The sequence below is a fragment of the Micromonospora echinaurantiaca genome, assembly GCF_900090235.1.
Taxonomy (GTDB): Bacteria; Actinomycetota; Actinomycetes; order Mycobacteriales; family Micromonosporaceae; genus Micromonospora; species Micromonospora echinaurantiaca.
Window position 1 is genome coordinate 366,602 of the sequence record NZ_LT607750.1, and the last position, 24,547, is coordinate 391,148.

At 74.0% G+C, this 24,547-nt stretch carries 23 protein-coding genes and 1 tRNA gene; 12 read left to right on the top strand and 12 right to left on the bottom strand.

Translation table 11 applies throughout. The features are described 5' to 3' along the window. Positions 1 to 3: 3 nt before the first annotated feature. Together GA0070609_RS01710 and fabG are read left to right on the top strand one after the other, a co-directional pair. Positions 4 to 1,656 (top strand): alpha-amylase family protein, encoded by a 1,653-nt coding sequence (locus tag GA0070609_RS01710; RefSeq protein WP_088992159.1) that lies wholly within the window; start codon positions 4 to 6, stop codon positions 1,654 to 1,656. A gap of 91 nt (positions 1,657 to 1,747) precedes the next feature. Further along, entirely contained in the window at positions 1,748 to 2,506 is a 759-nt protein-coding gene (fabG, locus tag GA0070609_RS01715) for a 3-oxoacyl-ACP reductase FabG (protein WP_088992160.1), read from the top strand. A gap of 64 nt (positions 2,507 to 2,570) precedes the next feature. Here fabG and GA0070609_RS01720 read toward each other — a convergent pair whose 3' ends face one another. Then, the gene (locus tag GA0070609_RS01720) at positions 2,571 to 2,990 is read right to left on the bottom strand and encodes a hypothetical protein (RefSeq protein ID WP_088992161.1); all 420 of its coding nucleotides are present in this window, start codon (positions 2,988 to 2,990) and stop codon (positions 2,571 to 2,573) included. Continuing rightward, positions 2,983 to 3,378 carry a hypothetical protein gene (locus tag GA0070609_RS01725; protein WP_088992162.1) on the bottom strand — a complete coding sequence of 132 codons (396 nt, stop codon included), beginning with the start codon at positions 3,376 to 3,378 and terminating at the stop codon, positions 2,983 to 2,985. Before GA0070609_RS01725 ends, GA0070609_RS01720 begins: the two co-directional genes overlap by 8 nt. Positions 3,379 to 3,550: 172 nt before the next feature. On the opposite strand from GA0070609_RS01725, the gene GA0070609_RS01730 reads away from it, so the two are divergent. Both GA0070609_RS01730 and erm read left to right on the top strand, forming a co-directional pair. Continuing rightward, positions 3,551 to 4,456: a Gfo/Idh/MocA family protein gene (locus GA0070609_RS01730; RefSeq protein ID WP_172899272.1), complete on the top strand. Its 906-nt coding sequence runs from the start codon at positions 3,551 to 3,553 to the stop codon at positions 4,454 to 4,456. Between the two features lie 485 nt (positions 4,457 to 4,941). Then, a complete protein-coding gene (gene erm / locus GA0070609_RS01735; protein ID WP_088992163.1) occupies positions 4,942 to 5,739 on the top strand; it encodes an ErmE/ErmH/ErmO/ErmR family 23S rRNA (adenine(2058)-N(6))-methyltransferase in 798 nt (265 codons plus the stop codon). 57 nt (positions 5,740 to 5,796) lie between these two features. On the opposite strand, the gene GA0070609_RS01740 is transcribed toward erm, so the two are convergent. Beyond that, positions 5,797 to 5,988, bottom strand: a complete 192-nt coding sequence (locus GA0070609_RS01740; protein WP_088992164.1) for a DUF2795 domain-containing protein — start codon at positions 5,986 to 5,988, stop codon at positions 5,797 to 5,799. A gap of 94 nt (positions 5,989 to 6,082) precedes the next feature. Between GA0070609_RS01740 and GA0070609_RS01745 the strand changes: the two genes are divergently transcribed. Further along, positions 6,083 to 7,339, top strand: a complete 1,257-nt coding sequence (locus GA0070609_RS01745) for an erythromycin esterase family protein (protein WP_088992165.1) — start codon at positions 6,083 to 6,085, stop codon at positions 7,337 to 7,339. A gap of 115 nt (positions 7,340 to 7,454) precedes the next feature. Here the strand turns inward: GA0070609_RS01745 and GA0070609_RS01750 are convergent, their stop codons facing one another. Further along, positions 7,455 to 8,135, bottom strand: coding sequence for a TetR/AcrR family transcriptional regulator (locus GA0070609_RS01750; protein ID WP_231928495.1), 681 nt, complete (start codon positions 8,133 to 8,135; stop codon positions 7,455 to 7,457). 103 nt (positions 8,136 to 8,238) lie between these two features. Here GA0070609_RS01750 and GA0070609_RS01755 point away from each other — a divergent pair, with 103 nt between their 5' ends. Beyond that, positions 8,239 to 8,880 carry a CatB-related O-acetyltransferase gene (locus tag GA0070609_RS01755; protein ID WP_088992167.1) on the top strand — a complete coding sequence of 214 codons (642 nt, stop codon included), beginning with the start codon at positions 8,239 to 8,241 and terminating at the stop codon, positions 8,878 to 8,880. Positions 8,881 to 9,086: 206 nt separating this feature from the next. On the opposite strand, the gene GA0070609_RS01760 is transcribed toward GA0070609_RS01755, so the two are convergent. The 3 genes from GA0070609_RS01760 to GA0070609_RS01770 form a co-directional block, all read right to left on the bottom strand. Next, the gene (locus GA0070609_RS01760; RefSeq protein WP_088992168.1) at positions 9,087 to 11,294 is read right to left on the bottom strand and encodes an MMPL family transporter; all 2,208 of its coding nucleotides are present in this window, start codon (positions 11,292 to 11,294) and stop codon (positions 9,087 to 9,089) included. 39 nt (positions 11,295 to 11,333) lie between these two features. Beyond that, the gene (locus GA0070609_RS01765) at positions 11,334 to 11,879 is read right to left on the bottom strand and encodes a TetR/AcrR family transcriptional regulator (RefSeq protein WP_088997427.1); all 546 of its coding nucleotides are present in this window, start codon (positions 11,877 to 11,879) and stop codon (positions 11,334 to 11,336) included. A gap of 136 nt (positions 11,880 to 12,015) precedes the next feature. Next, positions 12,016 to 12,453, bottom strand: coding sequence for a winged helix-turn-helix transcriptional regulator (locus GA0070609_RS01770; RefSeq protein WP_088992169.1), 438 nt, complete (start codon positions 12,451 to 12,453; stop codon positions 12,016 to 12,018). 79 nt (positions 12,454 to 12,532) lie between these two features. Between GA0070609_RS01770 and GA0070609_RS01775 the strand changes: the two genes are divergently transcribed. Further along, the gene (locus GA0070609_RS01775) at positions 12,533 to 14,170 is read left to right on the top strand and encodes an MFS transporter (protein WP_231928497.1); all 1,638 of its coding nucleotides are present in this window, start codon (positions 12,533 to 12,535) and stop codon (positions 14,168 to 14,170) included. On the opposite strand, the gene pdxR is transcribed toward GA0070609_RS01775, so the two are convergent. Then, on the bottom strand, positions 14,113 to 15,525 hold the full coding sequence (pdxR, locus tag GA0070609_RS01780; RefSeq protein WP_088997428.1) for a MocR-like pyridoxine biosynthesis transcription factor PdxR: 1,413 nt from the start codon (positions 15,523 to 15,525) through the stop codon (positions 14,113 to 14,115). The two genes, GA0070609_RS01775 and pdxR, sit on opposite strands and share 58 nt — an antisense overlap. Before the next feature lie 52 nt (positions 15,526 to 15,577). Between pdxR and GA0070609_RS01785 the strand changes: the two genes are divergently transcribed. The 4 genes from GA0070609_RS01785 (at position 15,578) to GA0070609_RS01800 (ending at position 19,723) form a co-directional block, all read left to right on the top strand. Then, a complete protein-coding gene (locus GA0070609_RS01785) occupies positions 15,578 to 16,354 on the top strand; it encodes an isocitrate lyase/PEP mutase family protein (RefSeq protein WP_088992170.1) in 777 nt (258 codons plus the stop codon). A gap of 200 nt (positions 16,355 to 16,554) precedes the next feature. After that, positions 16,555 to 17,517, top strand: coding sequence for a non-homologous end-joining DNA ligase (gene ligD / locus GA0070609_RS01790; protein ID WP_088992171.1), 963 nt, complete (start codon positions 16,555 to 16,557; stop codon positions 17,515 to 17,517). A gap of 87 nt (positions 17,518 to 17,604) precedes the next feature. Continuing rightward, on the top strand, positions 17,605 to 18,465 hold the full coding sequence (gene sigJ, locus GA0070609_RS01795; RefSeq protein WP_088992172.1) for an RNA polymerase sigma factor SigJ: 861 nt from the start codon (positions 17,605 to 17,607) through the stop codon (positions 18,463 to 18,465). Between the two features lie 76 nt (positions 18,466 to 18,541). Then, on the top strand, positions 18,542 to 19,723 hold the full coding sequence (locus GA0070609_RS01800) for an NAD(P)/FAD-dependent oxidoreductase (protein WP_231928498.1): 1,182 nt from the start codon (positions 18,542 to 18,544) through the stop codon (positions 19,721 to 19,723). Positions 19,724 to 20,041: 318 nt separating this feature from the next. Here GA0070609_RS01800 and GA0070609_RS01805 read toward each other — a convergent pair. The 4 genes from GA0070609_RS01805 to GA0070609_RS01820 all read right to left on the bottom strand — a co-directional run bounded on the left by GA0070609_RS01805 (position 20,042) and on the right by GA0070609_RS01820 (position 22,781). Continuing rightward, positions 20,042 to 20,116 (bottom strand) — tRNA-Arg (locus tag GA0070609_RS01805). Between the two features lie 275 nt (positions 20,117 to 20,391). Further along, the gene (locus tag GA0070609_RS01810) at positions 20,392 to 21,084 is read right to left on the bottom strand and encodes a winged helix-turn-helix domain-containing protein (RefSeq protein WP_088992174.1); all 693 of its coding nucleotides are present in this window, start codon (positions 21,082 to 21,084) and stop codon (positions 20,392 to 20,394) included. Positions 21,085 to 21,298: 214 nt separating this feature from the next. After that, positions 21,299 to 21,964: a DUF305 domain-containing protein gene (locus GA0070609_RS01815; RefSeq protein WP_088992175.1), complete on the bottom strand. Its 666-nt coding sequence runs from the start codon at positions 21,962 to 21,964 to the stop codon at positions 21,299 to 21,301. 7 nt (positions 21,965 to 21,971) lie between these two features. Next, positions 21,972 to 22,781 (bottom strand): DUF3105 domain-containing protein, encoded by an 810-nt coding sequence (locus GA0070609_RS01820; RefSeq protein ID WP_088992176.1) that lies wholly within the window; start codon positions 22,779 to 22,781, stop codon positions 21,972 to 21,974. A 100-nt stretch (positions 22,782 to 22,881) separates the two neighbouring features. Here GA0070609_RS01820 and argS point away from each other — a divergent pair, with 100 nt between their 5' ends. After that, positions 22,882 to 24,546: an arginine--tRNA ligase gene (argS, locus tag GA0070609_RS01825; protein WP_088992177.1), complete on the top strand. Its 1,665-nt coding sequence runs from the start codon at positions 22,882 to 22,884 to the stop codon at positions 24,544 to 24,546. Position 24,547 lies beyond the last annotated feature (1 nt).

The following is a 24,547-nucleotide window of genomic DNA, read 5'->3' on the forward strand; positions in this document are numbered from 1 at the left end:
GGCATGGCTGACCGGTGGTATTCGGAGGCGGTCGTCTACTGCCTCGACATCGACACGTACGCGGACTCCGACGGCGACGGCGTCGGCGACATCCGGGGGCTGCTCGGCCGGCTGGACTACCTGGCCCGGCTCGGCGTGACCTGCCTGTGGCTGCACCCGATCCACCCGTCGCCCAACCGGGACGACGGCTACGACGCCACCGACTTCTACAACGTGGACCCCCGGTTCGGCACCCTCGGCGACTTCGCCGAGCTGCTGCACCAGGCGCAGAACCGCGGCATCCGGGTGATCATCGACCTGGTGGTGAACCACACCTCGGACCAGCACCCGTGGTTCCAGTCCGCCCGTTCCTCGCCGGACTCGCCGTACCGGGACTGGTACGTCTGGTCCGACCACGAGCCGGACGACCGCCACCAGGGCATGGTCTTCCCCGGCGAGCAGAACGAGACCTGGACCTACGACAAGACCGCCAAGGCCTGGTACTACCACCGGTTCTACAAGTTCCAGCCGGACCTCAACTTCGCCAACCCGCGGGTGCGCGAGGAGATCAAGAAGGTCATCTCGTTCTGGCTCCAGCTCGGTGTCTCCGGCTTCCGGATGGACGCGGTGCCGTTCATCATCGAGCTCACCGAGCCGGGCAACCCGAACTCGCCGAAGGACTTCGAGTTCCTTACCGAGCTGCGCCAGCACGTGCAGTGGCGCCGTGGCGACGCCGTCCTGCTGGCCGAGGCGAACGTCGAGCCCGACCAGTTGCCGACCTTCTTCGGCGACTCCGGCGGCTCGGCGAACCGGCTGCACATGCTCTTCGACTTCATGCTCAACGGCCGGCTGATGCTGGCCCTGGCCCGGCAGGACCCGGAGCCGATCATCGAGGCGCTGCGGGACACCCCGGCCCTGCCGGAGGGCGGGCAGTGGGCCACCTTCCTGCGCAACCACGACGAGATCGACCTCTCCCGGCTCACCGCCGAGCAGCGCAACCAGGTGTACGCCGAGTTCGGCCCGGACGAGAACATGCGGATCTACGACCGGGGCATCCGCCGCCGGCTCGCCCCGATGCTCGGCAACGACCGGCGCCGGATCGAGCTGGCGTACTCGCTCCAGTTCTCGCTGCGCGGCACCCCGGTGCTGCGCTACGGCGAGGAGATCGGCATGGGGGAGGACCTCTCGCTGCCCGGCCGGGAGGCGATCCGGACCCCGATGCAGTGGTCGTACCAGCCGAACGCCGGCTTCTCGACCGCCGACCCGGAGAAGCTGGTACGCCCGGTGATCGACAAGGGCGACTACCGCTACGACCAGGTCAACGTGACCGCCCAGCGGAGCGACCCGAAGTCGCTGCTGGCCTGGTTCGAGCGCATGGTTCGTACGCTGCGGGAGGCCCCGGAGGTCGGCTCCGGCTCGACCACCCACATCGACGTGCCGATGCCGCCCGGGGTGCTGGCGCACCGGGCCGACGGCCCGACCGGGACGATGGTCTTCCTGCACAACCTCGGCACCGTCGACGCGGAGGTGGACCTCGGCATGCTGGCCGAGGAGGCGGACCTGCCGATCGACGTGCTCGCCGACCGCAACTACCAGCCGGTGGGCAAGCTCGACCGGCTCAAGCTGGCCGGCTACGGCTACCGCTGGATCCGGCTGCGCCGCGGTCGGGGCCTCTGAGGGCGACCGGGCCCGGCCGAGCGGGCCGGGTTCGGCTGCGTACGCCTGGGTTAAGCTCCTTCGATCGAGCCCAAGTTACCGGGAGGTAATCATGTCGGAGGAGCCCCGCGTCGCCATCGTCACCGGAGCCGCGCGCGGTATCGGCGCGGCCACCGCGCGCCGGCTGGCCGCCGACGGGATGGCGGTCGCCGTGGTCGACATCGAGGAGTCGGCGACGAAGGAGACGGTCGACGCCATCGCCGCCGCCGGTGGTCGGGCGCTCGGCGTGGGCGCCGACGTGGCCGACCGGGCGCAGGTCGAGGCGGCCGTCGAGCGGGTCGCCGCCGAGCTGGGCGCGCCGACCGTGCTGGTCAACAACGCCGGCGTGCTCCGGGACAACCTGCTGTTCAAGATGAGCGACGGCGACTGGGACACGGTCATCGGCGTGCACCTGCGCGGCGCGTTCCTGTTCAGCCAGGCCACCCAGAAGCACATGGTCGAGCGGAAGTGGGGCCGGATCGTCAACCTCTCCAGCACCTCGGCGCTGGGCAACCGGGGGCAGGCGAACTACTCCGCCGCCAAGGCCGGCCTGCAGGGCTTCACCAAGACCCTGGCCATCGAGCTGGGCCCGTTCGGGGTGACCGTCAACGCGGTCGCGCCGGGCTTCATCGTCACCGACATGACCGCGGCCACCGCGGCCCGGATGAAGGTGGACTTCGAGGCGCTCCAGCAGCACGCCGCCGCCGAGATCCCGGTCCGCCGTACCGGTCGACCCGAGGACGTAGCGCACACCATCTCGTTCCTGGCCAGCGAGGGCGCGTCCTTCGTCTCCGGCCAGGTCATCTACGTCGCCGGCGGCCCCAAGGACTGATCCCGCCGGATTGCACGAATGGCCACGCTCTCCCGCAGAGCGTGGCCATCGTGTTCCTTGCGGGTCAGGCGGCGTCGTGGCGGGTGCGCCAGAGCCAGAGCAGGCCGAGCACCGGGAGCACCAGCGGGATGTAGCCGTAGCCGCTGCCGAACTGCGACCAGACCGTCTCGTCCGGGAAGAGTTCCGGGTCGAGCAGGCTGAGCACGCCGACGCCGACCACCCCGACCAGTTCCACCGAGCAGCAGGCCAGCGCCACCCGCCGGCCCCCGGCGCCGGCCCGGGCCAGCCCGACCGCCGCCACGATGTAGACCAGCGCGGCCAGCGCGGAGAGCAGGTACGCCACCGGCGCCTCGCCGAACTTCGTGGCGATCTGCAAGCCGGCCCGGCTGGTCGCGGCGATCGCGAAGAGCAGGTAGACAGCGATCAGCAGCCGGCCGGGGCCGGCGTTGGTGCGGTTCCGGCTCGCCGTGCGGGCCTCAGCCACCGAGCACCTCCCAGGTCTGCTGGAGCCGGACCACCACCACCGGCGTGACCAGGCAGACCGCGCAGACGATCGCCGACCCCCAGCGGGTCGGCTCCATCCGGGCCAGCACCCAGGCCAGTGGCGGCAGGCAGACCAGCGTCACCAGGTAGCCGGCGAACGCGCCGGGCTCGCCCGGCTGGTCGCCGCCGCCGAGCGCGACCAGCGCCAGCACCGCCAGCGCCAGCAGCGCCACCTCCAGCACGGCCAGCCCGATCAGCTGTACGCGGTCCGGCGCGCGGTGCCGCAGCGTCGCGACCAGCGCCCAGGCCGCGACGAGCAGCGACAGCACGATGGCGGCGGTGGAGAGGATCCCGTCCACCGGTGAGCCGGCCGCGGCGGCCGCGGTCATCGGTGGGTGCTCGATTCGGTCACCGGGACAGCCTACTAACCCGTGTAGTACTGGCTTCCGCCCCGGTCGCCCGTCCGGCGCGGGTGTCGAGGGGGCGGGCGGTGGGCGCGGCGACTAGCGTGGATCAGGGCCGCGGGGCTCGCCGCGGCCGGCGACGACACCGGGGGTTCTCGTGCTGCGGTTCGGCTTGTTCGGCACCGGTCACTGGGCGGCGGAGACGCACGCCGCGGCGCTCGACGCACACCCGAAGGCCACCCTCGCCGGCGTCTGGGGGCGTAACCCGGGCAACGCCGCCGCCCTGGGGAGCCGCTTCGGGGTGCCCACCTTCGACGACGTCGACGCGCTGATCGACGCCTGTGACGCGATCGCCGTCGCCCTTCCGCCGGACGTACAGGCCGACATCGCGGCGCGGGCCGCCAGGGCCGGCCGGCACCTGCTGCTGGACAAGCCGCTCGCGCTCACCCTGGCCGACGCCGATCGGGTGGTCGAGGCCGCCCAGCAGTCCGGCGTGGCCTCGGTGGTGTTCTTCACCCAGCGCTACCACCCGAACGTCACCGCGTTCCTGGCCGCGACGGCGGCGGCTGGCGGCTGGCAGCACGCCCGGGCGACCATGTTCGCCTCGATCTACCAGCCCGGCAGCCCGTACGGGGAGTCGCTGTGGCGGCGGGAGCACGGCGCGCTGTGGGACATCGGCCCGCACGCGCTGTCGATCCTGCTGCCGGTGCTCGGCCGGGTGGACCGGGTGGCGGCCGCCGACGGCCCGAGCGGCATCGTGCACCTGCTGCTCACCCACGCGGGCGGGGCGACCAGCACGGTTTCGCTCACCCTGGAGGCGCCGGCCGAGGCGATGACCCGCGAGTTCGTCTTCTACGGCGAGAACGGCATCGAGACGCTGCCGCCCGGGCAGGGGAGCGCGGTGGAGGCGTACGGGGTGGCCATCGACCAGTTGCTGGAGGAGATCGAGGCGGGCACCCGGGACCACCGCTGCGACGTCCGGTTCGGCCGCGACGTGGTCGCCGTCCTCACCGCCGCCGAGACCTCCCGCCGCAACTCCTGCACCATCACCGTCCCCGCCTGACCCCGTCCGCCCCGCCCCTATCTGTTGATCATGAAGTTGTTGTCGACCGCGCCGGCGTGTCGCGTGGATAACTTCATGATCAACGGGGTGGGGGGTGGGGGAAAGTTGGTGGCGGGGGAGGTGGGGTGGGGTTAGGGTGCGGGCATGTCTGCGCACGCGCTGATCGAGGGGGTCGGTACGCCGGCCGCCTTCGGGCCGCTGTTGTCGGCCCGACCGCGAGTCCGGCGTCCGGCCCTGGTGGGCCGGGACGTGACCCGCGCCTGATCTGCCCTCCCCGCCGCACGCTCCGGCACCGCCCGTGAGTGACCGCCCGCCCGGGGCTGATTGCCGTCCCGGGCAGCGCCCGGGGAGTTCGTGCTGTTCGCGCCGAATCGTCCCGTTCACCGCACCAGGGCCGTCCGAGTCCCCGACCGATCGGACAGGCTCCGCTTTCGCGTCCGCCTGTCCGTACCGTCGCCGACCGGCGACAGACAGGACGACGACCCGTGGCGCCCCGCCGTACCCGAGCAACCGAACGCGACCGGTCCCGTCGCGTGCTCTCCCAGAACTTCCTCGCCGACCCGGCCGCGATCGCGCGGCTGGTCCGGGCGGCCCGCCCCGACCCCGACCGGCTGGTGCTGGAGGTGGGCGCCGGTCGCGGCCAGCTGACCCGGCCGCTGGCCGCCCGCTGCCGACGCCTGATCGCGTACGAGGTGGATCCGGTCGCCGGTGCGGACCTGGCCGCGGTCTGCGCGGCGCTGCCCACCGCGACCTACCGGCAGGCCGACTTCCTGGCCACCGACCCGCCGCCGGAGCCGTTCGAGGTGGTCGGCAACATCCCCTGGTCGCTCACCTCGGCGGTGGTCCGCTGGTGCCTGGCCGCCCCAACGCTGCGCGCGGCGACGCTGCTCACCCAGCTGGAGTACGCCCGGCGGCGCAGTGGCGACTACGGCCGGTGGACCCGGCTGACCGTGCTCACCTGGCCCGAGTTCGGGTGGCGGCTGGTCGGGCGGGTGCCGCGTACCGCGTTCCGGCCGGTGCCGCGGGTGGACGCCGGCATCCTGCGGCTGGAGCGGCGGCCGGAACCGCTGCTGCCGCCGGCCGCGCTGCCCGCGTACCGCCGGATGGTGACGACCGGGTTCGACGGCGTCGGCGGCTCGCTCGCGGCCTCGCTGGCGCGCCACCACCCGCGGGCCCGGCTGGCCGCCGCGCTGCGGGCGACCCGGCTCGACCCGGCCACCCCGGTCGGGCACGTCTGGCCGGAGCAGTGGCTGGTGCTGTTCCGCCTGCTGTACGCGCGCTGACCGGCGCTGACCAGCGGCCCGGCCGGCCCCACGGGCACGTCGTGGGGCCGGCCGGCGTCAGGCCAGCGTGTTCAGCGCCTCGCTGAGCTCGGCGGGGTCGTCGAAATGCTCGGCCGGCAGCGCCCGCAGCATCTGGAGCATCTCGGTGCTGGCCCCGTTCTCCTGACCCCAGCGGACCAGGTCCTCACGGGAGACCGGGTAGTCGAGCCCGGCCAGGTACTCCTGCAACTGCACCCCGGTGACGGTCATGTCCGCCGGCTACCCGTCCAGCCGCCCGGCACACCACCGGGCCGGGCGGCGGAACGGGCGGTTTGCCCGCCCGACCCGCCGGGTAGCCGCGGACATGCTGGTTCAGCGGCTCGGCGCGCCGAGCGACTTCGACCCGTTGCTGGAACGCGTCCGGGACGCCCGGATAGTGATGCTCGGCGAGGCGACCCACGGCAGTTACGACTACTACCGGCTCCGCGAGCAGCTCACCCGGCGGTTGATCGCCGAGTGCGGGTTCTCCTTCGTGGCCGTGGAGGGGGACTGGCCGGACTGCGACCGGGTGCACCGCTCGGTCACCGCGGCGCCGGGTGGCGCCGCCGAGCCGGTGGCCGCGCTGGAACGCTTCGAGCGCTGGCCGACCTGGATGTGGGCGAACGCCGAGGTGGCGCGCTTCTGCCGCTGGCTGCGGGCGTGGAACCTGGAGCGCCCCGAGCCGGCCCGGGCCGGCTTCCACGGCCTCGACGTCTACAGCCTGTGGGAGTCGATGCAGGCGATCTTCGACTACCTGGGCGAGGAGGACCCGGCGTCGCTGGAGGCGGCGCAGGACGCGTACCGCTGCTTCGAGCCGTACGGCAAGCGGGTCGAGGAGTACGGCGCGGCCAGCCGGTTCGTCTCCGCCCGGTGCGAGGACGAGGTGGTCCGGCTGCTGGCCCGGACCCGGGAGCAGGCCGCCACGGACGGCGCGGACAGCTTCTCGGCCTGGCAGAACGCCGAGGTGGTGGCCGGCGCCGAGCGCTACTACCGGGCGATGGTCGCCGGCGGGCCGGAGTCGTGGAACGTCCGGGACACCCACATGGCGGACACCCTGGACCGGCTGCTGGACCGCTACGGCCCGGAGTCCCGGGGCATCGTCTGGGCGCACAACACCCACGTCGGCGACGCCCGGGCCACCGACATGGCCACCGACGGGATGATCAACATCGGGCAGCTGGGCCGGGAACGACACGGCGCGGACGCGGTGGTGCTGGTCGGCTTCGGCAGCTACCGGGGCACCGTGGTCGCCGCGCCCCGGTGGGGCTCGCCGGCCGAGGCGATGGTGGTGCCGCCGGCCCGCGCCGGATCGATCGAGCGGCGGCTGCACGAGCTGCTGCCGGAGCGGGCGGTGCTGGTGTTCGGCGGCGACGACCAGCCCGGGTGGGTCACCGACACCGTGGACCACCGGGCGATCGGGGTGGTCTACGACCCGTCCTTCGAGTCGTGGGGCAACTACGTGCCGACCCGGCTGGGTCAGCGGTACGACGCGTTCATCTGGTGCGACGAGGCGACCGCCCTGCACCCGCTGCCCGCGCTCAGCGCGCCGGGCGAGATGGAGACCTACCCGGCCGGCGTCTGAGCCGGCGACGCGGACCGGCCTCCGCGACCACCCGGGCGCACCCTCGGGGAGGCGGGTGACCCGGCTCGCGCCCGAGGGACACCGCGCGCAGCGCGCCGATTCGAAGCCCTCGCGACTACCCCGGCGACCCCGCCGCTGCCGACCCGGCCGGTGGGGGCGCGGTACGCAGCGCGCCGGCCCGGGCGGCGGCCAGCGCCGCGTCGGCGGCCCGGTCGGCGACCGCCGTGTCGATCGGCTCGCCACTGACGAAGAGCCGGTAGTAGAGCGGGGCGACGGCCACCCGCACCACCTCGGCGGCGTCGGTGTCGGCGGGCAGTTCGCCGCGCGCCACCGCGCGCCGCACCACCGGTGCGGACTGTTCGTGCCGGGCGGCGAAGAAGGCGTGCAGGGCCCGGGCGGCCGCCGGGTTCTGCACGGCCGCCGAGACGAAGGCGGTGGCGACCGGCCCGGCCTCCGGATCGGTGAAGCCGGCCAGCACCTCCCGGGTCAGCGCCCGCAGGTCGCTGGCGAGGTCACCGGTGTCCGGTACCGGCCACGGCTCGCCGCTGGCCAGCTCCAGGGCGTCGGCGATCAGCCCCTCCACGCTGCCCCACCGCCGGTAGACGGTGGTCTTGTGGACGCCGGAGCGTTCGGCGACCGCCTCGACGGTCAGCCCCTGGTAGCCCTTCTCGCCCAGTTCGGCCAGGGTCGCCGCACGGACGGCGGCGCGGACCCGGGCGGTACGGCCGCCGGGGCGAGCGGGTCGTTCACCGGGCCGGCCGTTGGGATCGCCCGGGCGGGCGGGTTCGGCAGACAAAAGCAACTCCAGTTGCATTATGGCGGAAGCGATGGCATGCTGATGCTATCGCAACATCAGTTGCGTTTATGTCCACGCCGCGCCCGGCGCGGAGAGGAGTCGCATGACCGTCGTCCCCAACCCGATGACCCGCCACCCGCTGCCCGGCTTCGACCGGGTCGCCTTCCTCAAGCCCGTGGTCAGCTCGCCGACGATCGAGGTCGGGGAGTACACCTACTACGACGACCCCGCCGGCCCGGACGACTTCGAGCGGACCAACGTGCTCTACGCGTACGGGCCGGAACGGCTGGTCATCGGGCGGTACTGCGCCATCGCCGCCGGCACCCGGTTCCTGATGGCCGGGGGCGCCCACCCCACGGTCGGGGTCTCCACCTTCCCGTTCGCCATGTTCGAGGGCGCCTGGCGGGACGCCACGCTGGACCTCGCCATGGGCATGCCGAGCCGGGGCGACACGGTGGTCGGCAACGACGTCTGGTTCGGCTACGGCTGCCTGGTAATGCCGGGGGTCCGGATCGGCGACGGGGCGATCATCGCGGCCGGCTCGGTGGTGACCGCCGACGTCGAGCCGTACACGGTGGTCGGCGGAAACCCGGCGCGGCTGATCCGGCGGCGCTTCGACGAGGACGACGTACGGCGGCTGCTCGACCTCGCCTGGTGGGACTGGCCGGCGGAACAGGTGGCCCGGCACGCCCGGAGCATCATGGCCGGCACCCCGGCCGAGCTGGAACGCGCCGTCCGCGGCTGACGCCCCCGCCGTCGTCACCCCGCACCCGCGCCGGACGCGGCCCCGCGCCGCCGCATCCCCGGAAGCACCCGACCCGCCGTATCCCCGGGGAGCACCCGGCCTCGCGCCGCCGATTCACTGAATGAGTGGCGTCGAGGCGCGAAATGGCCACTCTTTCCGCGAAAGAGTGGCCATTTCGGTGGGTGGCGGCGCGAGGCCGCGCGGGGTCAGCCGCGCGGCGCGGCCGGGGCGGGCTCGGCCAGGTGGGCGCGCAGGCCCTCGCCCTCGATGTCGACGTTCGGCAGGGCCTTGTCCAGCCAGCGCGGCAGCCACCAGGCGCCCCGGCCCAGCAGCGACATCACCGCGGGCACGATGGTCATCCGCACCACGAACGCGTCGATGGCGACACCGATCGCGAGCGCGAAGCCCATCGACTTGATCACCGGGTCGTCGAGGAACACGAAGCCGCCGAAGACGGAGATCATGATCAGCGCCGCCGCGGTGACCACCCGGGCGCCGTGTCCCATCCCGTTGATGGTCGCCTGCTGCGCGGTGTCGCCGTGCACGAAGTCCTCCCGCATCCGGGAGACCAGGAAGACCTCGTAGTCCATCGCCAGGCCGAACAGGATGCCGATCAGCAGGATCGGCAGGAAGCTGACCAGCGGACCGGGGGTGTCCAGGCCGACCAGGTCGGCGAGGTGGCCCTGCTGGAACACCGCCACCGTGATGCCGAACGTGGCGGCGACCGTGAGCAGGAAGCCCAGCGCGGCCTTGACCGGCACCAGCAGCGAGCGGAAGACGAGCATCAGCAGCAGCACCGAGAGCCCGACCACCAGCAGCAGGTAGACCGGCAGGGCGTCGGAGAGCTTCTCGGAGACGTCGATGCCGATGGCGGTCACGCCGGTCAGCAGCACGTCCACGTCGCGGAACTGGCCGACCGAGCCGCGTACGTCGTTGACCAGGGTCTCGGTGGCCTCGTCGGTCGGGCCCGTCTTCGGCACCACGCCGAGCAGCGCGGTGCGGCCGTCCGGGCTGAGCTGCGGCGGGGCCACCGCGAGGACGTTGTCGGTGCGCTGGAGCAGCGCGGTGACCTGCGGGATCGCGGCCGAGGTGGCCTGCGGGCTGTCCCCGGCGACCACCACCGCGAGCCGGCCGGTGAAGCCCGGCCCGAAGCCCTCGGTGATCAGGTCGTTCGAGGTGCGGGCCGGCGAGCCGACCGGCGCGGTGCCCGCGTCGGGCAGGGCCAGCCGCATGTCCGGTGTGGGCAGCGCGAGCAGGCCCAGCCCGAGCAGCCCGACCAGGATCACCGGCACCCGGAACCGGGTGACGGCGCTCGCCCAGCGGAACCCGAAGCCGGAGCGGTCCTCGGCGGCCGGCACGGCCGTCGGGGCGTCGTCCGCCCGGTCGCCGGCCGGCACCGAGGCGCGCAGCTTGCGGGGGAGCACCCGGTGACCGGCGAAGCCGAGCAGGGCGGGCTGGAGGGTGATCGCGACCAGCACCGCGACGGTGACCGTGGCGGCGGCGGCCAGACCCATGACGGTCAGGAAAGGGATGTTCACCACGGCGAGGCCGGCGAGCGCGATGACCACGGTGGCGCCGGCGAAGAGCACGGCCGATCCGGCGGTGCCCACCGCGCGGCCGACCGCCTCGTCCGGCGGCAGCCCTTCGAGCAGGTTCTGCCGGTAGCGCGAGGTGATGAAGAGCGAGTAGTCGATGCCGACCGCGAGGCCGAGCATCAGGGCGAGGATCGGCGCCGTGCTGGTCAGGTCGACCACGCTGCTGAGCGTGAAGAGCCCCGCCATGCCGACGCCCACGCCGATCAGCGCGTTGAGCATGGTCATCCCGGCCGCCACCAGCGACCCGAAGGTGACCACCAGGACGATCGCGGCGATCGCCACGCCGATCGCCTCGGTCGAGCCGACCTCCGGCACGGCGTTGAGCACCTCGCCGCCGGGCGCGACCTGCCAGCCCTGGGCCTCGGCCCGCGCGCCGACCTGCTCGTACGCGTCGCGCTGGGCGTCGGTCACCTCGTCGGCGCCGGTGGCGAACTGCACCTGGACCAGCGCGTACCGGCCGTCCGGGGACACCGCCCCCACCTGGAGCGGGTCGACGGCGCCGACGACGCCGGGCAGCGTCGCGGCCTCCTGGGTGAGCTCCTTCACCACGGCCTGCCCCTGTGGACTGCCGAGCGCGCCGTCGGCCGGTGCCTTGACCGCGATCGTGCCGGTCGCGCCGCTGGCCTCCGGGAACTGCTCGGCGAGGAGGTCCAGGGCGCGCTGCGACTCGGTGCCGGGCATGGTGAAGTTGTCGGCGATCGGGCCGCGCAGGGTCGCGGCGGCCAGGCCGAGACCGACCAGTACGACGAGCCAGATCGCCGCGACGAGTCGCCGCCGGCGCATCGAGCCCCGGCCGAGCCGGTAGAGCAGGGTGGCCATGAGTTCCTTGTCCTCGTCTCGTGGATGGTTGGGAACGAGTCAGTCGACGGGCTCCAGCGCCCGCCGGACGAGTGCCAGCAGCGCGTCGCGCAGTTCCTCGTCGGGTACGTCGGCGAACTCGCCGCACGCTTCGGAGATGCCGGCGAGCACCACCAGCGCCGCGATCCGGGCGGCGGGGCGCTCCGGGTGCCCGGCGAGCGCCTCGATCAGCCGCTCGGAGATCCGCTGGATGTGCGCGAAGGCGGGCTGCTGGAGCAGCTCCGGGAACTCCCCCCGGAGCAGGGCGATCTCGCGCCGGAACCGGACCGCGAGGTCGACGAAGCCCTCGGCGGCCACCCGCTGGGCGGCCGCGCCGTGGTGCGCGGCGATCCGCTCGTCGAGCGCCCGGAGGACGTCGATCGCCGGAGCCATCAGCTCGGTGAGGATGGCGTCCTTGTTGGCGAAGTGGTAGAGCACGGCGGCCTTGGAGCAGCCCACCTCGCCGGCGATGTCCTGCAGCGAGGTGCCCCGGTAGCCGCTGACCGCGAACCGCCGCGCCGCCGCGGCCAGGATCTCGTCGCGTGTCTCCGGTACCACCCGTGCCATGCCGGTCACCCCCCGAACCAGCATGCCTGACCGATCGGTCAGATGCTGACCGATCGGTCAGATCCATCCGGTGGCGTTCACCACAGGGAGTCCGCAACGGGTGCCGGGCGGGTTCGGTCCGCCGGCCGGCGCCGGCTCAGCTCGGGGTGCCGTGCTCCCGGTCGTACGCGGCCCGCGCCTCGGCGATCGCCGTCCGGTGCCGCTCCGCCCAGTTGGTCAGGGTGACCAGCGACTCGTAGAGCTCCAGGGCGATCGGGGTGGCGGTGTACTCCACCTTCGGCGGCACCGTCGGGTACACCCGGCGGTGCAGCAGGCCGTCCCGCTCCAGGTTGCGCAGGGTCAGCGTGAGCATCCGCCGGCTGATCCCCTCCACGCAGCGCTCCAGCTCGGTGAAGCGCACCGGGCCCTGGGAGGCGGCCACCAGGATGCCGATGCTCCACTTGCCGCCCACCCGGTCGAGCACCTCGCGGACGGTGCACGCCCGGGCCTGCCCGGGAGTGAACGGGGCGTCGCCGCCGGCGCACGCCTGGCCTCGGTCGACGCTCACGGGCACATCGTTGTTCCCCTGGGACATCAAAGTGCCTCCTTACGCTCCGCCTCATGGTCACAGAGGATGGCTTCGGTAACAAACCATGCACCTAGGGGAGCTCTCGATGACCCGTACCGTTCCGTCCCGCTGGCCGGCGCTGCTGGTGCTCTGCGCCGGCAGCCTCATGATCATCCTGGACGGCAGCATCGTCGCGGTGGCGCTTCCCGCGATCCAGCGCGACCTCGGCTTCACCGCCACCGGGCTGGCCTGGGTGGTCAACGCCTACCTGGTCGCCTTCGGCGGGCTGCTGCTGCTCGCCGGGCGCCTCGGCGACCTGCTCGGCCGCCGCCAGGTCTTCCTCGCCGGGGTGGCGCTGTTCACCCTCGCCTCGCTGCTCTGCGCGGTGGCGACCGGGCCGGCGGTGCTGGTCACCGCCCGCTTCGCCCAGGGGGTCGGCGGTGCGCTCACCATGGCGGTGAGCCTCGGCATGATCGTCCGGCTCTTCCCGGAGCCGGGCGAGCGGGCCCGGGCGATCGCGGTCTTCAGCTTCACCGGGGCCGCCGGCTCGTCGATCGGCATGCTGGCCGGCGGCGTACTCACCGACCTGGCCGGCTGGCCCGCGATCTTCCTGATCAACCTGCCGATCGGGCTGGTCATCCTGGTCGCCGCGGTGCGCCGGATCGCGCCGGACCGGGGCCTCGGGCTGCGCGCCGGCCTGGACCTGCTCGGCGCGGTGCTGGTCACCGCCGGGTTGATGGCCGCCGTGCTGGCGATCGTCGGCACCGGCGAGCACGGCTGGACCTCGGCCCGTACGCTCGGCGCGGCCGGGCTCGCCGCCGTCCTGCTCGGCGGCTTCGCCGTCCGGCAGCGGGCGACCGCCACCCCGCTGCTGCCGCCCCGGCTGCTGCGCGCGCCCGACCTGGTCGCCGCGAACACGGTCCAGTTCCTCATGGTCGCCGCGTTCTTCGGCTTCCAGTTCCTGCTCGCCCTGGAACTTCAGCTGGTCCTCGCCCTGGACGCGGCCGCCACCGGGCTGGCCTTCCTGCCCACCCCGGTGATGATCGCGGTGGTCTCGCTCGGCCTCGCCGGCCGGCTGGTGGCCCGGTTCGGCGCCCGGGCCGTGCTGCTCACCGGGCTGGCCCTCGCCGTGGTCGGCTTCCTGCTGCTGGCCCGGTTGCCGGCCGACGGCAGCTACCCGGTCGACGTGCTCCCGGCGATCCTGGTCTTCGGCGCCGCCGGCGGGCTGACCCTGCCCGCGGTGACGACGCTGGCCATGGCCGGCGCCGGCGAGGCCGACGCCGGGCTCGCGTCGGGGCTGGCGAACACCACCCAGCAGGTCGGCGGCGCGCTCGGACTGGCCGCGCTCGCCACCCTGGCGGCCACCCGCACCGACGGCCTGCGGGTCGCCGGCTGGACCGAGACGGCCGCCCTCGCGGCCGGCTACCGGACCGCCTTCGCCGTGGCCGCCGCCCTGGTCACCGCCGCTCTGCTGGTAGCGGTGGCCACCCTCCGCCGGCGGTCAACGCCGGGCGACCGGTCGACGGCCGCCGGCGCGGACAGCCCGGGCCGGCCCGGCGCGTCGGTCAGCGTCGCCACCGAACCGGGATCGGCCTCCGGTGGCGCCGGAGCGGCGGCCGGTTCGTCGGCCGGTCCGTCGGCCGGGGCTGCCGAGGAGACCGCGAACCTCGCCCGGGCGGCGGCGGGTCAGCCCGGCTCGGCGGCGCCCAGCACGGCGAGCAGCGCGTCCAGGGCGGCGGGGTAGGCGTGCCCGGGCGGGGTGGCGTAGCCGACGACCAGGCCCGGCGGGTGGGTGCCCGGGCGGTGCCGGTGAGCGGCCAGCCCGCCCAGGGCCAGCCCGCGCCGTGCCGCCGCGGCGAGCAGCGCCGCCTCGTCCGGCCCGTCCGGCGGCAGGCGCAGCAACGCGTGCAGGCCGGCGGAGACGCCGCCCACCCGGTACCGCCCGCCGGCCGCGTCGAGCCGGTCGAGCAGCAGGTCGCGGCGGCGGCGGTAGTGCCGGCGGACCGCCCGGATCTGCCGGTCGTAGCCGTGACTGGTGATCAGGTCGGCGAGCGCCAGTTGCCCGATCGTCTCCGAGTGCAGGTCCAGGTGCCGTTTCGCCTCGACCACCGGCTCGACCAGCCGGGCCGGCAGCACCAGCCAGGCCAACCGCAGCGCCGGGCCGAGGGTCTTGGCGGCGGTGCCCACGTACGCCACCTGCTCGGGTGCCGTGCCCTGCACCGCACCCACCGGCTGCCGGTCGTAGCGGAACTCGCCGTCGTAGTCGTCCTCGACCACCAGCGCGTCCCGGTCCCGCGCCCAGCGGGTCAGCGCGTGCCGGCGCTCGGGCGCCAGGGTGACCCCGGTCGGGTACTGGTGGGCCGGCGTCACCACCGCGGCGGCCACCCCGGCCAGTTCGCCGGCGCCGAGCAGGTCGGTGCGGGCGCCGCGGTCGTCGACCGGCAGCGGCAGCACCGTGCCGCCGTGCCGGCGGACCACCTCCCGGTGGAAGGCGAGCCCCGGGTCCTCCATCGCCAGCACCGGCCGGCCCGCGTCGCGCAGCACGCCGACCAGCAGCGCCAGTGCCTGCACGTACCCGGTGGTGACGACGATCCGGTCGGGATCGGCCAGCACCCCCCGGGCCCGGCCCAGGTAGCCGGCGAGCGCGCTGCGCAGCTCGCTCCGCCCGCGCGGGTCGCCGTAGCCGTAGACGCTCGCCGGGGCGGCGGTCAGCGCCCGCCGGGTGGCGCGCAGCCAGGCGGTCACCGGGAAGGCGGCCACGTCGGGGCTGCCCGGGCGCAGGTCGTAGCGGGGCGCGACCGGGCCCGTCGGGGCGGCGGCCGGCGGCGGCGCGGCGCGCAGCAGCGGGCTCACCTCGGTGCCGGCGCCCACCCGGGCCACCAGCCAGCCCTCGGCGACCAGCTGGTCGTACGCCGCGCTGACCGTGCCCCGGGACACGCCCAGCTCGGCGGCGAGCGTGCGGGTGGCGGGCAGCCGGGTCGCCGGAGCCAGCCGCCCGTCCCGGATCGCCTCCCGGAGCGCGCGTTCCAGCCCGGCCCGGCGGCCGGCCGTCGCGTCCAGCTCCAGGTGCAGGTCGACCCCGAAAGCGGCCCAGTCCATCGGCACGGAATTGGAGCTTAGAGCGGGCCGGCGGCCGGTCGAGAATCGGCGCATGACCGCCACCCCGACGGGTCGGGCGGCAGCGCTGCGCGCGCTGCACCGACCCGGTGACCCGCTGATCCTGCCCAACGCCTGGGACGCCGGTTCGGCCCGGGCCGTCGTCGCCGCCGGCTTCCCGGCCGTGGCGACCAGCAGCGCCGCCGTCGCCGAGTCGCTCGGCCACACCGACGGCGAGACCACCCCGGTCGGCGAGATGTTCGCCGCGGTCGCCCGGATCGCCCGGGCGGTCGCCGTCCCGGTCACCGCCGACCTGGAGCGGGGGTACGGGCTGCGCCCGGCCGAACTGGTCGAGCGGCTGCTCGCCGCCGGCGCGGTGGGGCTCAACCTGGAGGACTCCGACCCGGGCACCGGGGCGCTGGTCGACGCCGGCGCGCAGGCCGACCTGTTGGCGCAGGTGCGGGCGGCGGCGGACGCGGCCGGGGTGCCGGTGGTGCTCAACGCCCGGGTGGACGTCTTCCTGCGGCCCGCCGGGGACCCGACCGAACGGTTGGCCGAGGCGGTCCGCCGGGGCCGGCGCTACCTCGCCGCCGGCGCGGACTGCGTCTACCCGATCATGCTGGCCGACCCGGGCGAGCTCCGGAGTTTCGTCGAGGCGGTGACCGGCCCGGTGAACGTGCTGGCCCGTCCGGGCGCCCTCGGCCGGGCCGGCCTGGCCGCGCTCGGGGTGGCCCGGATCAGCCACGGATCCGGCCTGTACGCCGCCACCCGCGCGTACACCGCCCGGCTGCTCGACGCCGTGGCGGCCGGCGACCCGCCGACGGCGCCCTGACCCGCCGGGGCGGCCTTCCCCCGACCGCCGCCGCGCCCGGTGGACCGCCGGCCGCCGGCCGCCGGCCGCCGGTCGAGTCCAGTCGACCGCCGGCTTCGGTGGTGTCCGGTTGACCGCCGGCCGCCGGTCCTGTGCGGTTGACCGCCGGCGATCGGTCGTGTCCGGTTGACCCCCGGCCCGCGGGCCGGGAAGGTGATCGGATGGGCGGGGCTGACGAGAACCGGGCCGGGGTGGCGCTGACCAACCTGGACCAGGCGCTGTTCGACGGGGCCGACGCGACCAAGCGGGATCTGGTCGACTACCTCGACGCGGTCCACGACCGGCTGCTGCCGCAGCTGCGGGACCGACCGCTGTCGGTGATCCGGGCGCTGCGCGGGCAGGCGCCGTTCATGCAGAAAAACCTGCCGAAGTACACCCCGGAGTGGGTGCGCCGCACCTCGGTGTGGGCCGAGGCGTCGCATCGCGAGGTGTCGTACGCGCTCTGCGACGACCGCCGTACCCTGCTCTGGTTCGCCAACCAGCGGGCGATCGAGTACCACCCCACCCTGGCCACCGTGGACGACCTGCACCGGCCCACCCACCTGGTGCTCGACCTCGACCCGCCGGAGGGGGACTCGTTCGCCCTGGCGGTGGCCGCCGCCCGGCTGGTCCGGCAGGCGCTCGCCGACTGCGGACTGGCCGGGGCGGTCAAGACCAGCGGGGCCAAGGGGGTGCACGTCTTCGTGCCGGTGGCGGCCGGCGGCGCCACCGCCGTGGACATGGCCGCCGCCACCCGGGCCGTCGCGGCCCGCGCCGAACGGCTCGACCCGGCGCTGGCCACCACCGCCTTCATCCGGGAGGACCGGGGCGGCAAGGTCTTCGTGGACTCCACCCGCGCCGGCGGGGCGACCGTCGTGGCCGCGTACAGCCCGCGGCTGCGGCCGGGGGTGCCGGTGTCGTACCCGGTCGGCTGGACCGACCTCGGCGACGTCACGCCGGCCGACTTCACCATCCGCACCGTGCCCGGTCTGGTCGCCGACCGCGACCCGTGGGCCGAGCAGATGCCCGCACCGCAGCCGCTCCCCGAAGACCTGGTCGCCGAGGGCCACACCATCCCGGTCGCCCGGGTGCAGGCCATGCACGAGGGCAAGCGCCGGGCCCGCGCCCGCCGCGCCGCCGGCTGAGCGACACCGACCCGTGCCCGGCGCGCGGTGCGGCCAACCGCCGGTCGGCGGGCGACGGCTGGCGCGGACTCTTCGTATCCTGGGCCGATGCCGCACGACACGGTGTTCGCCGAGCACCGTCCGCTCCTGGTGGCCGTCGCCTATCGGGTGCTCGGCCGGGCCAGCGATGTTGAGGACGTGGTGCAGGACGCCTGGCTCCGCTGGAGCGGTGTCGACCTCGAACAGGTCGAGGACCCGGAGGGCTACCTGGTCCGGGTGACCACCCGGCTGGCCATCGACCGGCTGCGCAGCGCGGTCGCCCGGCGCGAGTCGTACGTCGGGCCGTGGCTGCCCGAGCCGGTGCTCACCGCGCCCGACGTCGCCGACGACGTGGCGCGGTCCGAGTCGGTGTCGCTGGCCATGCTGCTCGTCCTGGAGTCGTTGTCCCCGCTGGAGCGGGCGGTCTTCGTGCTGCACGAGGCGTTCGGCTACTCGCACTACGAGATCGCCGGCATCGTCGACCGGAGCCCGGAGTCGGTACGCCAGACGGCGGTCCGCGCGCGCCAGCACGTGAGCAGCCGCCGCCGGCGCTATGACACCGATCGGGCGACCAGGCGCAAGGTCACCGAGTCGTTCCTGGCGGCCAGCACCGGCGGCGACCTGACCACCCTGATGGCGGTCCTCGCGCCCGACGTCCGGTTGGTCTGCGACGGTGGCGGCCTGGCCCCCGCGCCGCGCAAGGCGATCGACGGCATCGAGCTGGTGGCGCGGGCGCTGGTCACGTTCGCCGGACGCATGCCGGAGTCGCCACGCGTGGTGATCGCGGAGGTCAACGGCGGTCCCGGCGCGATCATCTACGCCGCCGAGACCCCGGTGGCGGTCATCGTGCTGCACCTGGTGGACGGGCGCGCCCGGGAGATCCACCTGGTCAGCAACCCGGAGAAGCTCGCCGCCATCGGCGGAATGTGACGCGGGTCACGCCACCTCACGCGCTGGCGCGTGGCCTCGTCCGTGGGGCATGACAAACACACGGCAGACGCGAATCGTGGTTATCGGCGCCGGGTACACCGGCATGCTGGCGGCGCTCGGCGTGGCACGCCGGGCCCGGGGTCGGGTGACCGTGACCCTGGTCAACCCCTGGGAGCGGTTCACCGAACGGCTGCGGATGCACCAGTTGGCGACCGGGCAGCCGCTCGCCGAGTACCGCATCCCGGAGCTGTTGGCCGGCACCGGGATCACCTTCGTCCAGGGCTGGGCGACCGGCATCGACACCGCCGCGCGCACGCTCCGGGTGTCCGGCTCGGACGGTGAGGTCGCGCTGGACTACGACACCCTCGTCTACGCGATCGGCAGCACCACCGACACCGCCCGCGTTCCGGGCGCCGAGCACGCCTTCACCCTCAACAGCCCGGCGGACGCGCGACGGATGGCCGCACACCTCGCGGCCGCGGGCCGGAGCACCTTCCTGGTCTGCGGGGGCGGGCTGACCGGGATCGAGGCGGCGACCGAGATCGCCGAGTCCTACCCGGACGTCACGGTGACGCTGCTGACCCGGGGTGAGCCGGGCGCGATGATGGGCGTGCGGGCCCGTGGCTATCTGCGGGCGTCGCTCGACCGGTTGGGCGTGATCGTCCGGGCCGGTGTCGAGATCGCCAGGGTGCTGCCGGAGGGCGTGGAACTGGCCGGGGGTGAGGTCGTGCCGGCTGACGGCACGCTGTGGACCACCGGGGTGCGGGTGGCACCGCTGGCCACGCAGGCCGGGATCGCCACCGACGACACCGGTCGGATCGTCACCGACGCCACCCTGTGCTCCGTGTCGCACCCGGAGATCTACGCCGTCGGCGATGCCGCCGCGGTCCGGCAGGCGTACGGCGTCATCCACGGCACCTGCCAGAGCGGCCTGCCGACCGCCGCCCACGTCGCCGGCAACATCGCCCGCCAGGTGCGCGGCAAGGCGCTCCGGCCGTTCCGGTTCGGCTACCTGCACCAGCCGGTCAGCCTCGGGCGTCGGGACGCGGTGATCCAGTTCACCTATCCCGACGACACTCCGCGGCGGTGGCTGCTCACCGGCCGGGCGGCCGTGCTGTACAAGGAGACCGTCAGCAGCAGCCCGATCGCGACGTACGGGCTGGCGAAGCGGATCGGCATCTCGGCCCGGATGCTCAGCACCAGCGGAGGCCGGCGCAACCGGCCGGTGACCGGTGCAGGTGTTCGTCTTGGCCGATGAACCATTCGTGCCGCACCCAGACGGCAATTGCCTAGTACTCCAACACTCGGTTCGCCAGTTGGGCGTGGGCCGCGCGTGTCTGAAATGCGGAAGGTCGGCGGTTCGACCCCGCCCCTGGCCACCTAGCCTTTCGCCGGGCTGCAGAGATCCCCACCAGCGTAAATCCGGTGGGGATCTTGGCTGAGATGCCCCGCGCTTCGGCACGTGTTCGGCACGGACGCCCGCCATCGGCCACTGACGGCCGGACGCAGCCCGACACATGATGAAGGCCCCTGACCGGGTTTCTCTGGTCAGGGGCCTCTTCGTGCTGGTCGTGAATGGTGCCCCCGGCAGGATTCGAACCTGCGCCCCCGCCTCCGGAGGGCGGTGCTCTATCCCCTGAGCTACGGGGGCTCAGCGACTGGAGAAGACTAGCAAATGTCCTCCGCGAACGACGAATCGGTATCCGGGCCGCGCGTCGCGCGGCCCGGGCGGGGCTCCAGCGGGTTCAGGCCCGGTGCGGGTGCCCGGCAGCCACGGGCGAAGGCGTCCCCGTGGGCGCGTCGGCCGCCCGGCCGGCCCGCAGCACCCGACGTCGGCGAGGTCGCACCGACGGTGACCGGCCGACCAGCGAGCCGCGGAAGCTCCCGTCCGCCTCGGCGGGAGGTGGACGGGAGCGTCCGCGGCGGTCAGGCCGCGACGGCGCGACCGCAGCTGGGTAGCGGGTGCAGCACGATCCGGCGGGGCAGCCGGCGGGGCCACTCGTTGCGAGGCCACGAGCCGTCCACGATGAGGTGCACCGTCCGCTGCTCCTCGCCGCTGAGCCGGAGCACGAACTCGCGGGGGAGCGGTGGGTCGACCGACGGCGTAGTAATCATGAACCGCACCCGGCCGCGGGACGAGACGGCGGAGATCACGTCGGCCGCCGGCATGGTGCCGCGCAACCGCACCCGGCCGATCCAGTAGACCTCGGCGAGGTGTTCCTGGGCCGCTCGGGTGATCGCCGGGTACTCGCTGCGCACCCAGCGCTCGACCGCGCCCACGCAGAGCCCGCAGGCCCGTTCCCGGGGCTCCCGCGGACCCAACCCCCAGGCCCGCAGGTACGCCCCGACCGCGCCGGCGTCCAACGACAGGTCGAACCGGCGCTGGATGAGCGTCTGGAGGCTCTGCCGCGTCCACAGCTCCTCGTCCAGGCCGAACTCGTCGGGGTGGACGCCCCGCAGCAGGTCGATCAGTTCGAGTTCCTGTTCGCGGCTGAGCGTTCCCGGCTCGCCCGGCCGCTGTCCGCGACGGGCGGCTGCCACCGCCCCGTCACCGCCGATGGTGTGGCGCCGGCACCAGCTGGTGACCGAACGCCGCGCGTCTCTGAGTGCAACCCCCACGTCCTGCGCAACGAGCCCGAATCGCAACTGGTCACGATATGTGCGGAGAAAACTCCCTTAGCCACGCAATCGCCCACAGGCCACAAACAACCCGAAACCCCCGCGAATCACCCAGCGGCCCGTGCCCAGAATGATCAAGAGGTTTGCGTCGTCCGGCGGGGCCGGGGATGACGCAAACCTCTTGATCGACGAGGAGGAGCGGGGCTGGGACGGATCAGCCGTTGAGGCGCTTGAGGGCGTTCTGGAGGTTGGTGAGGTCGGTCTGCTGGGTGTTCTTCATGGTCTGGGCGGTGCGGACGACGTCCGGCTCGTCGGTGGCGTCGAGCACGGCGTCGATCATGTGGATCCCGCCCAGGTGGTGCTTGATCATCATGGTCAGGAACCGGACGTCCAGATCGCGCCCCTGGGCCGCGCGCAGCGCCGCCATCTCCTCCGGCGTCGCCATCCCCGGCATCAGCCCGTTCTTGACCGTCATCGCGCCGTCCGGCATCCAGGACATCGGCGGCTGAGAGCCGGTCGGGTCCAGCCCCCAGGAGCGCAGCCAGGACTGCATCGCGCCCATCTCGCCCTGCTGGCCGAGCGCGATGTCGCCGCCGATGCTGCGCACCTCCGGGTCGGTGGCCCGCTGGAACGCGATCAGGCCCATCTCCACCGCCTGGGCGTGATGGGTGGTCATGTCCCGGGCGAAGCCGGCCTCCGCCGAGGCGTTACCGGGGCGGGTCAGCCGGGGGGTCAGCAGACCGCCGGCGTACCCGAGGAGCAGCCCGACCACGACGGCGAGAGCCAGCGCGGCCACGCCCCACCGGCGCCCGGTGTCCGGGCGCTCCGGGGGGGTCGGGTCGCCGAGGCTCGGGGTCTCGGTCGTGGTCGGTGCGCTCATCGTCCCCTCAGCCCTGCGGCATGGTGGCACCGTCGCGCGGCGTGGTGCCGGTCGCGGTGATGCCCTGGTTGCACAGCGCGGTCGGCCCCTCGATCGAGGCGTTCACCCGCAGCGTCTTGATGAAGTCGTCGATCCGGCTGTCGTCGGCGTTGTCGACCTTGAGCTGGTAGCCCCAGGCCTGCAGCGAGATCGGCTTGTCCAGCCCCTCGTACGGGCTGAGCATGGTCTTCTCCACGCCCTCGACCTTGCCGCGCAGCTTGGCCACCTGGTCGGCGGGCAGGTCCGGACGGTAGGTGATCCACACCGCGCCGTGCTCCAGGCTGTGCACGGCGTGCTCGCTGGCGATCGGGGCGTCGTAGACGTCACCCATGCAGTTCTGCCAGGAGGCGTTGTGCGGGCCGGCGACCGGCGGGTTGATCTCGTACTTGATCGGGCCGGCCTGGTGGTTGCTGCCCTTGACGAGTTCCTTGTCCAGTTCGCGGTAGTTCACGATGCCGGAGATGTCGGCCGCCCGGTCCTCCCACGGCTTCGAGCCCTGGAACGCCGCCCAGGCGCCGTAGCCGATGATCGACGCGGCGAGCACGCCCACGGCGACGAAGAGCGCGATCGGACCCCAGGACCGGCCCTGGCTGACCTTGACCGGGGTGACCGGCTTGCGGCCCTTGCCACCGGCGCCCGGACGGGGACCGGTCGACTTGCCGGACCCGGCCTTGCCGCCGGCCGGCTTGCCGGCAGCGGCCGGCCGGGCCCCCGGCTTCTTGCCGGTGCTGACCACGGTCGGACGGCGCTGCTCGCCGCCCGGGGTGCTGATGCTCATCGTGCCTCGTCAGGTCGGTCGGTCAGGGGAGCCGGCGGTCGGAGTTCACATGCTGGGTCGCCGCCGCGGGGACCGAGTCTACCCCCGATAACATGGTTCGGTGACTCCCGCAGAACTCGCCGAGGTCGTCCTCTCCGCAGCCCACGCCGTCTTCACCGAGCGGGGCCTGGATCGCTCCGCCCTGCCGGAGCGGACGGCGGTGGAGCGACCCCGCAACCCCGAGCACGGCGACTACGCCTCGACGCTGGCGCTGCAGCTCAGCAAGAAGGTGGGCGTCCCGCCGCGGGAGCTCGCCGGCGCCCTCGCCGAGCAGCTCGGCCGGGCCGCCGGGGTCAAGTCGGTGGAGATCGCCGGCCCGGGCTTCCTCAACATCCGGCTGGACGCCGCCGCCGCCGGCCAGCTCGCCCGGTCGATCGTCGAGGCCGGTGCCGAGTACGGCCGCAGCGACCGGCTCGCCGGGCAGCGGATCAACCTGGAGTTCGTCTCGGCCAACCCGACCGGCCCGGTGCACATCGGCGGGGTCCGCTGGGCCGCCGTCGGCGACGCGCTGGGCCGGCTGCTGCGGGCCACCGGCGCCCGGGTGGGCACCGAGTACTACTTCAACGACGCCGGCTCGCAGATCGACCGGTTCGCCCGCTCGCTGCTCGCCGCCGCTCGGGGCGAACCGACCCCGGAGGACGGCTACGCCGGGGCGTACATCGGGGAGATCGTCGCGGCGGTCCAGGCCCGCCGGCCGGACGTGCTCACGCTGGACGACGCGGCGGCCCAGGAGGTCTTCCGGGTCGAGGGCGTGGCGCTGATGTTCGACGAGATCCGCTCGTCGCTGCGCGACTTCGGGGTCGAGTTCGACACCTACTTCAACGAGAAGGACCTGCACGACCGGGGCGAGCTCGACCTGGCGCTGAGCCGGCTGCGGGAGCAGGGGCACGTCTTCGAGACGGAGGGCGCCATCTGGCTGCGCACCACCGAGTTCGGCGACGACAAGGACCGGGTGCTGCGCAAGTCCAACGGCGAGTGGACCTACTTCGCCGCCGACTGCGCCTACTACCTCGACAAGCGCGAGCGCGGCTTCGAGCGGGTGGTCATCATGCTCGGCGCCGACCACCACGGCTACATCGGCCGGATGAAGGCGATGGCCGCCTGCTTCGGCGACGACCCGGAGCGCAACCTGGAGATCCTCATCGGCCAACTGGTCAACCTGGTCCGCGACGGCGCACCGATGCGGATGAGCAAGCGGGCCGGCACCGTGGTCACCCTGGAGGACCTGGTCGACGCGATCGGGGTGGACGCCGCCCGCTACGCGCTGGCCCGCTACTCCAGCGACTCGCCGATCGACATCGACGTCGAGCTGTGGACCCGGGCCACCCGCGACAACCCGGTCTACTACGTGCAGTACGTGGCCGCCCGGACGGCCAGCGTGGGGCGCAACGCTGCCGAGGTCGGGCTCACCCGGGGCGACGCCGCCGCGTTCCGCCCCGAGCTGCTCGACCACGAGAAGGAGAACGAGCTGCTCAAGGCGCTCGCCGAGTTCCCCGCCGTGGTCTCCACCGCGGCCGAGCTGCGCGAGCCGCACCGGGTGGCCCGCTACCTGGAGGACCTCGCCGGGGCCTACCACCGGTTCTACGACAACTGCCGGATCCTGCCGCGCGGTGACGAGGAGGTCACCGACCTGCACCGGGCCCGGCTCTGGCTCAACGACGCGACCCGCACGGTGATCGCCAACGGGCTCCACCTGCTCGGCGTCTCCGCGCCCGAGAGGATGTGAC